Here is a 12903-nt window from a genome sequence, read left to right as displayed (position 1 = left end):
TCGATCTTGCGGCACATCTACCGCTGCCCGCTGCGCTGGTCGGACATGGACGCGTACGGACATGTCAACAACGCGATCTTCCTCCGCTATCTGGAGGAGGCCCGCATCGACTTCCTGTCCCTGCGGGGCAAGGAGTCCAAGCAGGGTTCCGTGGTGGCGCGCCATGAGATCGACTACAAGCGCCAGCTCGTCCACCGGCCCACGCCCGTGGACGTCGAGCTGTGGGTCACGGAGATCAAGGCCGCGTCCTTCACCGTCTCCTACGAGGTGAAGGACGCGGACACGATCTACGTGCAGGCCTCGACCGTGATCGTCCCGTTCGACTTCGAGGCCCAGCGGCCCCGCCGGATCACCGCCGCGGAGCGGGAGTTCCTGGAGGGGTACCAGGACGCGGCGGACGAGAAGGCCGTCGCCGCATGACGGTGCTGCACCTCGCCGACGAGACGGAGGCGGCGGACCTCGCCGCCTTCCTCTCCCGGCTGCTCCACTACGACCGTGGAGCCGCGGTGCGTCTGCAGGCGGCCGGTACGGCGCTCGCCGTCTTCGGCCGGCCGCCGTCCTTCGACGTGCTCGTGGTCCGGGCCGTGGGGCTGGCCAAGCCGTACGAGAACGGGCTCGACGTCACCCTCGACGTGACGGTCTCCGCGGGTGAGTTCCTGGAGTCCGTGGACGAGCGGGCGGCCACCGCCGCCGTGCCGGCCGCGGTCACCGGGCCGCCCTGGGCCGGTGTGCTGCCGCCGCGCGGCGGCTGGCGCGCCGAGCCGGGGCTGCCCGCTCCGGAGAGGCTGCGCGCGACCGTCGCCGCGGCGATCGGCGAGTTCCGGGCGCGTACGGAGGAGCTGACGCCGGACGCCCGTACCCGCGCGGCGCTGGACCGGATCGGGCGGGACATCTGGTCCCGGGAGATAGCACACACCCGGCTTCCCCTGCGCGCCGTGCACGCGGCGCACTCCCTGGGCTTCCTGCGGCCGGGCACCGAGCCCGCCGACACCGGGCTGTTCTCCTCTGGGGCGTGGCTGCGGCTGCGCACCCCGTACGGGTCCGTCGCCGTACGGCGGGCCGGGCTCGGGTCCCTGGACGTCAGCGTGCGCTGAGCCCCCGCCCTCACGGCCGCTGGGTGTCGTCCGGCCATACCCCGATGTGGTCCGGTTCCAGTTCCAGGGCCACGCGGTCGCGCATGCCGAGGGCGCGCAGGTGGTCGGCGGGGAGCTGGAGGCGGCCCGCGCGGTCGAGCATCGCGTACTCACGGGCGACGACCGTCTCGTGACCGGTCGCGGCGTCGATCTCGCTGCGCCGCAGCACCTCGGTGGAGGTGCGGCCGTCCCGGATCGCGACCGTACGGCGGACCTCGCCCGCCACCGCCTGGTCATGGGTGACGATGACGATCGTGGTGCCGAGGGTCTCGTTGGCGGTCCGGAAGGCGTCGAAGATCTGCGCGGCCGTCCGGGAGTCCAGTTCCCCGGTGGGCTCGTCGGCGAGCAGGACCGCGGGGCCGCCCGCAAGGGCCACGGCGATCGCCACGCGCTGCTGCTGGCCGCCGGACATCTGGTGCGGGTGCCGGTCGCGGCAGTCGGCCACCTGCAGCAACTCCAGGAGTTCCACGACGCGTTCGGTGCGGGCGCGGCGGGAGCTGCGGGTGCCGGAGAGCTGGAGGGGGAGGGCGATGTTCTGGGCGGCGGTGAGGTAGGGGAGAAGGTTGCGGGAGGTCTGCTGCCAGACGAAGCCGACGGTCTCGCGACGGTAGGCGAGGCGGTCGGCCGCCGTCATGGTGAGCAGGTCGTGGCCTGCCACGCGGGCGGCTCCGGCGGTGGGGGTGTCGAGGCCGGCGAGGATGTTCATCAGGGTGGACTTGCCGCTGCCGGAGGCGCCGACCAGGGCCATCAGCTCGCCCTCGCGGACCAGGAGGTCGAGGCCCTGGAGGGCTTGGACCTCTATGCCGTCCGCGGAGAAGATGCGGACCAGGCGGTCGCAGGTGATGAGCGCGTCGTGGCCGTAGGCGGGTTCGTTCCGGCTCTCCGCGACGCGGTGGGCCAGGTCGGTCAGGTTCGCGGGCGTCGGCAATGGGGTCTCCTGAGTCGGTGCCCTGTGCTGTCGCTGAGCAGAGTCCGTCATCGGCCGTCCCCCGCTCTCAGTTCCGTCACCGAGCCCCGGCGGCCCGTCCACCAGGCCTGGGCCGTGGCGACCCCGACCGTCAGCAGGACGACCACGACCGCGGGCAGGGTCAGCGACCAGGCGTCGGGGTGGAGGTGCGCCTCGGTGAGGGGGGATCCGGCCGAGGGGAGGGCGATGGCCGTCAGGTCGATGCCGGGGGAGAGCAGGCGGATCGCGGACCAGCCGGCCAGGGTGCCGCCGAGGGCGGCGAGAAGGGCCTGCGGGAGGGACTCCAGGATCAGCAGGCGGCGGCCCTCCGCGCGGGTGAGGCCCATCGTGCGCAGGCGGGCCAGGAGCGCGGCACGTTCCGGGGCCGCGCGCAGCAGGGCCAGCAGGAGGGCGAGCACGGCGAAGCCGGCGCCCGCCACCACGCCCGCCGTGTAGACGTGTTCGGCGCCGGACTGGAGGGGGGAGTCGGCGTAGCGGGCGCGCTCGTCGGCGCGGACGCGGACGACGGCCGAGTCGCCGACCGCGTGGCCCAGCGCGCGGGCGGCCGGCCGGTCGCCGGTCAGCAGCAGGGCCGTCGGGCGGTTCGCCGGGGAGGTGAGACCGGCGCGGCTCACGACGAGGAAGTTACCGCCGGACACCGCCGGGGTGCTGTCGCGGACCAGCGCGATCCGCACGGTGACCGCGCTGCCGTCCGACAGCCGGAGCAGGAAGGGGCGCCGGGTGCCGTACTCGGCGGCGACGGAGGGCGAGGCCACGGCGGGCAGGGGTCCCCGGCCCGACGCCAACTCGGCGGCGGAGAAGGCGCCGAGGCCGGTGCGGGCCGTCAGCGCGCCGTAGGACCGAGGCTCCACGCCCACCAGCGGCACCGAGTCCTGGCCGTCCACCGGCTTGGCCTGGTAGTCGATGCTCACCGGGACGACGGCACGCACCCCGGGGACGGCGCGCACCCGCGCCGGGACGGCCGCCGGCAGCGGGGCGTCGCAGTCCACGCGGGCGTCGGCGCCGACGGTGAGCAGCGCCGCCCGGTCCCGGGCCTGGGCCACGCCCGCCAGCACCGAGCCGCCGAACGCCGCCGTGGTCAGCGCGGTCAGCAGGGCCAGCAGCGGCAGCACCGCCGAGGTCCGGGTACGGCCGGCGCGGGCCAGCGAGAGGTGCCCCGTCGCCCCGCGCAGTCGTGCCGCGGGGCCGGTCAGCCGGCGCAGCAGCAGCGGGTAGAGGCGGAGCAGCAGCAGTGCGGCGATCACGCCGGTCAGGACCGGGGCCAGCGCCACCAGCTGGTCGCCCGTCGTGCCGCGCCGGCGCAGCGCCGCGACCGCTCCGGCCGCCGCCACCAGCAGGGTCAGCTCGGCGACCGTGCGGCGCCGGGAGGGACGTACGGCCGCCAGGTCCGCGCGCTCGGCCGTCGCGCGGACCGTGCGGTGGGCCAGGGCGGCGCGCAGCGGCAGGGCGCAGCACGCGGTGAGGGTGACGGCCGCCGCGGCGGCCACGGCGGGTCCGGTGCGGCCGACGGGGACCGCGAAAAGGGCAGCGGTCAGGCCGAGCGCGCCGGCCGGTACGGCGACGACGGCGGTCTCGGCCAGCAGCCGCCCGGCCAGCGCGGGCAGTGAGGCGCCGCGGGCGCGCAGCAGGGCGAGTTCGGTGCGGCGCCGGTCGGCGGCCAGGCCGGCGGTCATGAGCAGGACGACGGCGACGACCGTGCCGGTGCCGACGGCAGCGACGGAGACCAGCGGGGCGATGCCGGAGCGCAGCCGGGAGAAGGAGGTGAAGGTGTCGTCCAGGCCGGTGCTGATGTCGGTGCGCTCGTCGGTGAGGGCGCGGGCGCGGCGCAGCCCGGGGCCGGACTCCAGCGCGGCGACGGCCGACCTCAGCCGGTCCACGTCGTGCGCGTGCAGGCTGTCGGCGTCGGGCGCGAGGAACCAGTAGCGGAACGGGTTCGTGACCGTGCCGAGCATGGCGGGCGCCGCCTCCGGGGGGAGCAGCAGCGTGCCGAGCCAGTACTTCGGCGGGTCCCCGCCCGGGCTGGGCGTGATCACCAGGTTCGGGGTGCGCAGCCGTGGCACGGTCGACCAGTAGGCGCCGGAAGGGTCGCGCGGGACGAGGATGCCGGTGACGCGGACGGCGAGCGGGGGCCGGCCGACCGCCGGCACATGGATGACCGAACCGGTCTCGATGTTCAGGGACTTGGCGGTGGCGGCGGTCACGGCGGCCTCCACCCCGGGTGTGTCCGCGTCCACCGGGCCGTCGGCGCGCGGCAGCCGGCCGGTGCGCACGCGCGCGTGGTCGGCGAGGCCGCTCGGCGCGAACAGCGAGATGTGGGCGGGCAGTCCGGTCGGGCGGGGCAGGAACGGGTCCGGCACCGCCGGGTTCACGCCGCCGGCGACGCCGTACACCGACTGGGACGGGTCGAGGGCCAGTGGGCTGCCGACCGTGGTGAGGACCTTCTCGTACTGCCGTTCCAGCGCGGCGGGGCGTACCGCGGCGGCCTGCTGCCCGGCCGGCAGGCCGGGGTCGGGCCGGGGCGCCTGCACCAGCACGCTGGTGCGGTCGGGGCGGGCCTGTGCGACCGCGTGCCGCAGGCCCGCGTCCTCGTACCGGTCGACGGCGCGCGGGAAGGCACCCGCCAGGCTCGCGGCCAGGACGACCAGCACCGCGAACGCGGCGGCGGCACCGGGCGCGGCCCGCAGCCGGGTCCGCACCCAGGGCGCGAGAACGGGAGGCCGGGCACGGCTCATCTCACTCGCCTCCCTGGTCACGCAGTGCTCCCGCCGGGTTCGTGCGGTGCGCGGCCGGCAGGGCCGCTACCGTCAGCGGGACCACGGCGACGGCGGCGAGCAGCAGCGCCACCCGGCCGGGCGGCAGTTCGACCAGCAGGTCCGGCACCGGCCGGGTGGCGTCGCCGGTCAGGACGATCAACGGCAGGACGGCGCGCGCCAGTACGGTGCCCAGGCCGAGGCCGGCCGCGAGCGCCAGGCCCACCAGGACGGCTTGTTCGGCGGCGACCGCGCGGGTCAGCTGCCGGCGCGGCGCACCGAGCGCCCGCAGGACGGCGAACTCCGTCCCGCGGGCCCGTCGCGCGGCCGCCGCGCCGACCGCGAAGCCCACCGCGGCGAGCGCCGCCGCCACCACGGCCGCCGCCGTGAACGCGGCCTCCGGGCCCGCGCCGAAGGGGTCGTCGCGCAGCTCGGCGGCGATCTCGTCGCGCACCACCACCTGTCCCGGGTCCACGTCCGGCAGCGCCCGCACGGCCGCGGCCACCTCCGCCGCGTCGCCTGGCCCGGTCGCCAGCCACCACTCGCCCGGTGTCACGCCGTCCCCGTAGCGCGCCTGCAGCACCTGGTTCACGGCGCGCAGGTCGAGCAGGACGGCGCCGCCGTCACGGGGGCCGGTGAGCGACGGGTCGGCGGTGGCGGGCAGTGCGCGTACCGCCCGGACGATCCGCACGGGCACCGTGCGGTCGCCGACCGTCAGGTCGAGGCGCTGTCCGGGGCGGGCGCCGGTCGAGGCCAGATAGCGGTCGGTGGCCACGGCCGGCACGGCGGCGGGCGCGGACTGCGGCACCTGGAGCCGGACCGTGACGGAGGCGACCCGCCAGGCGTCGGCGCCCGGGAGGTACCCGGTGCCGTACGTGAAGGTGCCGGGGCCGGTGAGCCGTGGGCGGGTGGGGCTGGTGGCGGGACTCGTGACGGCGTCGCCCGTGGTCTCCGTGGTGGTCGTCCACCGGGCGGGCAGCGCGAGCCGGTGCTCGGCGCCGTCACTGCCGGTCGCGGTCAACGCGCCCAGAGCGAGCCGGTGTTCGGCTCGCTCGCCGGGCTGGTTCATGTCGAGGCGGAGCCCGGTGAGGACCAGCGGGCCCGGCGAGGCGCTCACGTCGAGGGTCAGCAGGTGCCGGTGCCCGTCGGCGGGGAGCTGCCCGAACGGCATCTGGTACGGCACCCCGTACCGGTCCGCCAGGGTCACCGTCACATCGGTGACCAGTCCCGCCCCGGCCGAGCTGCGCAGGCTCGCCGCCAGCCGCAGCCGGGCGGTGCCCGCGGGCACCCGGGTCCCGGCCGGGGAACCGGGCGGCGCGAGCCCGGCGAGCAACGGCCGCACCGGTGTGTCGGCCAGGTCCGGACGCATCAGCACCGCGTCCGCCGCGTGCCGGGTGTCCAGGGCGAGCACGGTCGCCGTGCGGTCGTCCGACAGCGGCTGGGAGGAACGCAGGGCCGGTGCGGTCGCGCGTACGTGCGGCAGGCGCGCGTACAGGTCCGTACGGCCGAGCCCGCCCTCCCCGGCGGCCGTCACCCGCACCGGCACCCCGGCGCGGAAGTCGGCCTGGTCGTCCTGCGAGCGGTCCCAGGAGGCGGCCTGTCCGAGCGCGAGCATCCCGAGCGCGACGGCGAGGACGAGCAGCAGCACCGGGCCCGCGCCGCGCGCGGTCCGCCGGCTGAACTGCCAGCCGGCCAGCGCCACCGGCAGCCCCCGCCCGGCCGCCGCCCACCGCTCGGCGAACCGGGCCACGGGCGGCAGCAGCCGCAGCACGAGCACGGTCCCGGCGAGCAGCGCCAGCGCGGGCGCGGTCACCAGGAGCGGATCGACGCCGAGCGCCCCGGACCGGTCGGCGGTCACGCCCCCGGACCCCTGCCGCCCCAGCTGCCAGTAGGCCACCCCCGCGACGGCGAGCAGAGCGAGGTCGGCGCCGGCGCGGAGCGGGGAGGGGAGAAGTCCGGAGGAGACGGGCCGACGGCGCACGGCGGACGGTGCGTGCCGGTCGTCGGCGGCGCGGCTTCGGGAGCGGGGGCGGTGCGGAACGGGGAGGGAGCGTGGACGGGGGAGCAGGGGAAGGGAGCGGGTGCGGGGTCCGGTCCCGCCGGCCGGGGGGCCGGTGTCCGCTCCCGTCACCTCCGGGACCGTGACCGCCAGCGCGCAGCCCAGGGCCACGGCCGCGGCGACCAGCCAGACGTCGAGGCGGCCGGCCGGCGGCAGGTCCAGGCGCAGGCCGAGGTGGGCCAGCGGGCCGTGCCCGGCGAGCAGGGCGGTGAGCGGGCCGGAGAGCGGCGGCGCGCAGACGGCCGCGGGCAGCGCGAGCAGCAGCGCCTCGGTGGCGGCGAGGGCGGCGATCCGCGCGCGGGAGGCGCCGCGAGCCCGCAACAGCCGTGTCTCGTCCGCCCGTTCGGTGCCGAGCAGCCGGGCCACCAGCAGCAGCGCGTACCCGGCGAGCAGCACGAGCTGCAGGGCGACGATCAGCAGCGTGGAACGGGCGACGAGCAGCGAACGGTCCACCCGGTCCAGGACGTCCGGCAGCGAGGTCTGCGCCATCGTCGTACCGTGCAGCGCCGGGCGGTTCCGCAGGCCCGTGCTGCCCGCCCGGGCCGCCGTACGCAGCTCACCGATCCGGCCCGTCGTCATGCGCGCGAAGTCCGCCGACGCCAGCCAGGCCGTCGTCCCGGCACTGATCCGGCCACCGGTGAGGACGGAGGGGTCGGTGAGCAGCGGGCCGTACGTCAGGAAGCCGGCCTTCCTCGCCCCGCGGCCGAGCAGCTCGTCCAGCTGCCAGTACGGCGCCGTCACGGAGAGGGGGCGGTACAACCCGGTGATCCGCACCCGTACCGCCGGGCCGTCCAGCCGGTCGGTCAGGGTGAGCCGGTCGCCGGGCTTCAGCCGCAGCGCACGGGCCGCGGTCTGCGGGAGCGCGACCTCGACCGTGCCGTCGGCGGGGCGCGGGAAGCGGCCCGTGGTCAGCCGCAGCCGGCTGCGGTCCAGGGCCGCGAGGTAGGTGAGGTCCGGGTCTCCGGACCGGGCCGCCGCGGGCTGCAGGGAGCGGGGCAGGGCGTACGGGCCGGAGCGGCGCAGGGTCCGTACCGTCACCGGCAGGCCGTCGAAGGTCCGCCGGGCGCCCTCGTGCACGGCGGTGTCGGCGGCGGCCCGTTGATCCGGCGGCACGTCCGCCTTGACGATCAGGGCGGTGTCGGCCGCGTTGCGCGGGTCGGCCAGCACATGGCGCAGCGCCGCGTCGCCGATCGCGCCGGAGTAGGCCGTCAGCGTCGCCAGCACCGCGGTGGTGAGCGCCACGGTGAGCAGCGCGGCACCGAGCAGCAGGCGGTGCGCACGCGCGCGTGAGAAGACGAACCCCGTCACCCGGCCCCCGTGTGTCCGGACTTCCAGACCTGCGGGCGATGCTGGCAGAGGCGGCCGGTGACGGGTAAGCGGTCGGCGACCGGTCTATACCGGATCGTGACCGGAATACGGCCACGCACGACCGGAATCCGGCGTTCAGAGGCAACCGTCCGGTTCGCGGGACGCGTTCCGACCGCGGTCCTTCACTCCGGGGTGTTCACCATCGACGCGGCGGCGTACGTCAGGTAGTTCCACAGCGTCCGCTCGTGCTCCTCGGACAGCCCGAGCTCGTCGACGGCCACGCGCATGTGCTTCAGCCAGGCGTCGTGCGCCGCCCGGTCCACGGTGAACGGGGCGTGCCGCATGCGCAGCCGGGGATGGCCGCGGTTCTCGCTGTACGTCGTGGGGCCGCCCCAGTACTGCATCAGGAACAGGGTCAGCCGCTCCTCGGCCGGGCCCAGGTCCTCCTCCGGGTACATCGGCCTGAGGAACGGGTCCTCGGCCACTCCCTCGTAGAAACGGTGGACGAGCCGACGGAAGGTCTCCTCCCCGCCGACCTGCTCGTAGAAGGTCTGCTCCTGAAGCGTGCCGCGCCGAATCTCTTTCACCCGTCCATGGTCTCAGACCGGGTGACCCAGGACTCGAGGCTTAGGACCCCCGCGGAACGGCTCGGCCTTCCCGCGGGGGCCCGCCCCTACTGTGGAGTCATGGGCGCCTACGACACCGAGACCGACGGCACGGCCGGCGCCGCGCGGGCCGAGCTCGTGCGGGAGATCGACGCCGACGGGGCCTGGGCCGAGGACCCTGTCTGGCGGGAGGCCTTCGCGAAGGTGCCCCGGCACCTGTTCGTGCCGTACTACTACGTCGCCGGGCGGAGCGGTTACGAGCGCCGCTGGGGCGAGAGCCCGGACCGGGCGGCCCGGGAGCGCTGGGTGCGCGGCGCCTACGAGGACGTACCGCTGGCCACCCGGCTGCGCGACGGCGAGCTGCTCTCCTCCAGCAGCCAGCCCTCCCTCATGGCCCGGATGCTGGTCGCGCTGCGGGTCGAGGACGGCGACCGGGTGCTGGAGGTGGGCGCGGGCACCGGCTACAACGCGGCGCTGCTCGCCCACCGGCTCGGCGACGACGACCTGGTCACCACGATCGACCTGGAACCGGAGATCACCGAGTCGGCCCGGCAGCACCTGGCCGCGGCCGGCTGCCACCCGGTGGTGGTCACCGGCGACGGCGCACGCGGGGTGCCCGAACGCGCCCCCTTCGACCGGATCATCGCCACCTGCGAACTGCCGACGGTGCCACGCGCCTGGGTCGCCCAGTGCCGTACCGGCGCCCGCATCCTGACCCCGCTGGCCACCGGCCTGCTCGCCCTCACCGTGCGGGACGCGGGGCACGCCGAGGGCCGCTTCCTGCCCACACCCGCCTACTTCGTACCGCTGCGCGGCGAGCGGAGGGCGCAGCCGGAGGGGGTGTCGCTCGCCGGGCTGCCGGAGCGGGCCCGGGACCAGGAGCTGTTCCGCTTCCTGCTCGCGCTGACCCGGGGCACCCTCGACCCGCAGGCGGCCTACGCGCTGTGGGAGCGCGAGGACCGGCCCGGCCGCGAGCGGTACGGCGTCACGGTCGGCGGCGAGCACGCCCGGGCCTGGCTGGACGACCCGGAGGGGCCGTACAGCTGGCCCCTCCCGTGACACCGCCCCGCAGGTCCTAGCCCCGGCGGATCGTGATCGTCGTCCAGGCGCCCACGTGCACCCGGTCGCCGTCCTGCAGCGGGACCGGCACGAACGGCTGGATCGGTTCCTCGCCGCCGTTGACCGTGGTGCCGTTGGTCGAGTTCTGGTCGACGACCGCCCAGCTGCCGTCCGGCTGCTGCACCAGCACCGCGTGCTGGTGCGAGACGCCCGGGTCCTCCGGCGGCACCGACAGGTCGATGTCGGGGGACTCGCCGGTGGAGTGCCGACGGCGGCCGATGGTGACCTGGTTGCCGGCGAGCGTGCGCTGCTGCTCGGGCGAGTACGCGGGCAGGTTGAGACCGGCGGCCTCGGGCCCGGAGCGCTGCATCATCGCCATGAAGTAGTCGCGGTCCGGGCCGACGGTCGCGGTCCAGGTGGCCGGCTGCTGCGGGGGCCGGGGCGCCTGCGGGAAGCCGGGGCCGCCCGGGGCCTGCGTACCGCCGGGCTGCGGGTAGCCGTACCCGCCGCCCTGGCCGCCACCGGGACCGCCGGACGACGGCGGGGAGATCACCCAGTCGTCGTCACCGCCGCCGAAGGACGGACCGCCGGAGGACGGGCCCCCGGTGGGCGGACCGCCGACCGGAGGCCGGCCGGTCTCGTGCGGGAAGACGGGCGGGGCGCCCGGCCCCGCCTGGAAGGCCTGGGGGCCGCCGCCGGGACCGGCACCGGGGCCGGTGGGCGGGGTGGGGCCGGGCGGCGGCGGGACCGGACGCGAGGGGTCGCCGCCGAAGCCCGAGGGACCGGGCGCGCCGGGGCCCCGCGGCGGGCCGGGCGGAGTCGGGCCACCGGGACCGGACGGTTCACGGCCGAAGGGCGGCGGACCGGAGGGCGCACCGCCTCCGAAGGGCGGCGGACCCGAGGGACCGCCGGCACCGGGGCCCTGTCCCTGTCCCTGCCCCTGCCCCTGGGGACCGCCGAAGCCGGACGGCCCACCGGCACCGGGTCCCTGAGGGCCGCCGAAGCCGCCCGGACCACCGGAGCCCGGTCCCTGAGGGCCGCCGAAGCCGCCGGGGCCGCCCGGTCCGGGTCCCTGGTTGCCGCCGAAGCCGCCCGGACCCGACGGGCCCGGGGAGGTCTGCGGGCCGCCGGACGGCCCGCGGTCGCCGCCGGACGGGCCGCGGTCGCCGCCGAACGGCGTGGGCCCCGACGGCTCGCTGCCGAAGGACGGGATCGGCTCGGCGGGCCGGTTCACCTGCGAGGGCCGCGAGCCCTGGTACTCGTATCCGTCACCGCCGCCGTACGTCGCGCTCGGCGGCTGGAACCGCGGCTGCGGCGAGCGCGGGGCGGCCGGGGTGTAGGAGGTGGCCGTGTTGGTCAGGAAGTTCCACCGGCACTCCTCGCAGAAGGGCGCGCCGCCCTCGCGGGGCGTACGGCACTGCGGGCACAGTTCCGGCTCCGGCTCGGACAGCGGCGGGCGCCCCGGCCGGCCGGCGCCGCCCGCGGGCGGCGGGAAGCCGTAGCCACCCCCGGCCGGAGGCGGCGGAGGCGGGGGCGGAGGTACGGCACCGGCCATGCGGTGACCGCAGACCTCGCACCAGTCGTCGGAACCCGACTGGTGTCCGTTCGGGCAGGTCGGCATGTCGGTGCTTCCCCTTCTCCGGATCTTCCTACTGGGTCACTTCTTTACACGAACAGTCTTTGTGGACCGGGTCTCCAGAGTCATTTCATCCGCCTCCGCGACCTTCGCCTTCAACCGCACAGTACCTGTCGCGGCGTCGACAACGTCCACCACCTTCGCAAGCAGTTTCGCAGTATCCGCGTTCCCCGAGGCGCTGGCGAGCTGAACAGCGCGGCCCAGTTTGGCCGTTGCTCCATCGAAATCGCCCGCTTTGCGGAGATCGAGCCCCTGCTGGATGGCTTGTGCCAGTTCGGCCTGCCCGGTGTAGTGGGCGACTTGGGGGCTGATCGCGGTGGAGGCCGTCATGTCGTCCGTCCATACGGCCCGTACGAGCCCCTGCGCGCCGAGGTTCTGTACCGATCCGTCCGGTTGTGGAACCACCAGGGAGACCCGCGCGGCGAGCATCTCCTGGCCGAGACCGGCCGGGGGCACCTCGACGCACAGGTGGTAGTCGCGGGACTCGTCGCCCCAGGAGCCGGTCGGGTAGTCCCCGGCGCGGGGCCCGGCCTCGGTGCGCCGGCCGGTCAAGTCCTCGACGGCGGGCGCGACTTGCTTCACGAAACGGATGGTCGTACCGACCGGGGTCCACACCCGCAGGGAGACGTCGGCGACCTCCTTGCCCATCGCCGTCTCCATCATCCGCGTGAAGTCGGCGGCCAGGGCCGCCGGGTCGGCGACGATGTCGGCGGTGCCGAGCAGCGCCGAGGCGATACCTGTGACTTCTTTCACTTCCCAGTCGGTGCCCACGCCCCGCGCGTCACAGGTGAACCGTCCGGCACAGGCGTCCAGGGCGGCCCTCAGGTCCTCGGGCGACTCGTGCTCGTTCCGGCCGTCGGTCAGCAGGATGCCGTGCCGGATGGTGACGTCCACCGAGTTCAGCAGCCGGTCCGCGAGCCGCAGCCAGGTGCCGATGGCCGTACCGCCGCCCGCGCTCAGCCGGCGCAGCGCCTGCTTGGCCTGCTCGCGGGTGGTGGCGTCGGCGACCGCGAGCCGCCCGCCACCCGGATAGACCTCCTTGGCCACGTGCGTGCCGCCGACCACCGCGAAGTGCGTGCCGTCGCGCAGGGTGTCGATCGCGGCGGCCGTGGCGTCGCGGGCGTTGCGCATCTTCGTCGGCGGGTAGTCCATGGAACCGGAGCAGTCCACCATGATCGCCACGGCGGCCGAGGGGCCCCGCCCCTGCGGGTACCCCGGAGCCACGGCGCTCCCGACGGTGCCGCCGCCGGTCGCCGTCACCGTGACGATCGCGTTGACCTCGCGCCCGCCCTCCGGCAGGTACTCGTTCTGGTAGACGTCCATCGAGAACTGCGGCACGTGCGACTTCGCGAAATTGGCCATGCTTGCTCGAATCCCCCTTGGAAC

At 76.0% G+C, this 12903-nt stretch carries 9 protein-coding genes; 3 read left to right on the top strand and 6 right to left on the bottom strand.

What is annotated here, in order from left to right; genetic code table 11:
- Positions 1 to 6: 6 nt before the first annotated feature.
- On the top strand, positions 7 to 420 hold the full coding sequence (locus ACIHEJ_RS16055; RefSeq protein WP_400135456.1) for an acyl-CoA thioesterase: 414 nt from the start codon (positions 7 to 9) through the stop codon (positions 418 to 420).
- Entirely contained in the window at positions 417 to 1094 is a 678-nt protein-coding gene (locus ACIHEJ_RS16050; protein ID WP_400135454.1) for a hypothetical protein, read from the top strand. The genes ACIHEJ_RS16055 and ACIHEJ_RS16050 overlap by 4 nt, the downstream gene beginning before the upstream one ends.
- Before the next feature lie 10 nt (positions 1095 to 1104).
- On the opposite strand, the gene ACIHEJ_RS16045 is transcribed toward ACIHEJ_RS16050, so the two are convergent.
- The 4 genes from ACIHEJ_RS16045 to ACIHEJ_RS16030 form a co-directional block, all read right to left on the bottom strand.
- Positions 1105 to 2112, bottom strand: a complete 1008-nt coding sequence (locus ACIHEJ_RS16045; protein WP_400135453.1) for an ABC transporter ATP-binding protein — start codon at positions 2110 to 2112, stop codon at positions 1105 to 1107.
- Entirely contained in the window at positions 2109 to 4832 is a 2724-nt protein-coding gene (locus ACIHEJ_RS16040) for an FtsX-like permease family protein (protein ID WP_400135452.1), read from the bottom strand. The genes ACIHEJ_RS16045 and ACIHEJ_RS16040 overlap by 4 nt, the downstream gene beginning before the upstream one ends.
- 1 nt (position 4833) lies before the next feature.
- A complete protein-coding gene (locus ACIHEJ_RS16035; protein WP_400135450.1) occupies positions 4834 to 8217 on the bottom strand; it encodes an FtsX-like permease family protein in 3384 nt (1127 codons plus the stop codon).
- A 182-nt stretch (positions 8218 to 8399) separates the two neighbouring features.
- A complete protein-coding gene (locus ACIHEJ_RS16030) occupies positions 8400 to 8804 on the bottom strand; it encodes a globin (protein WP_400135448.1) in 405 nt (134 codons plus the stop codon).
- A gap of 99 nt (positions 8805 to 8903) precedes the next feature.
- Between ACIHEJ_RS16030 and ACIHEJ_RS16025 the strand changes: the two genes are divergently transcribed.
- A complete protein-coding gene (locus tag ACIHEJ_RS16025) occupies positions 8904 to 9881 on the top strand; it encodes a methyltransferase domain-containing protein (protein ID WP_400135446.1) in 978 nt (325 codons plus the stop codon).
- A 16-nt stretch (positions 9882 to 9897) separates the two neighbouring features.
- Here ACIHEJ_RS16025 and ACIHEJ_RS16020 read toward each other — a convergent pair whose 3' ends face one another.
- Positions 9898 to 11502, bottom strand: coding sequence for an FHA domain-containing protein (locus ACIHEJ_RS16020; protein WP_400135444.1), 1605 nt, complete (start codon positions 11500 to 11502; stop codon positions 9898 to 9900).
- A gap of 36 nt (positions 11503 to 11538) precedes the next feature.
- Positions 11539 to 12879, bottom strand: a complete 1341-nt coding sequence (locus ACIHEJ_RS16015; RefSeq protein ID WP_400135442.1) for a VWA domain-containing protein — start codon at positions 12877 to 12879, stop codon at positions 11539 to 11541.
- Positions 12880 to 12903 lie beyond the last annotated feature (24 nt).

The sequence above is a fragment of the Streptomyces sp. NPDC052301 genome (assembly GCF_044593395.1).
In the GTDB taxonomy this organism is placed as follows: Bacteria; Actinomycetota; Actinomycetes; order Streptomycetales; family Streptomycetaceae; genus Streptomyces.
The sequence above is the reverse complement of the archived record's forward strand: the minus strand, read 5'-3'. Positions and strand labels throughout refer to the sequence as shown.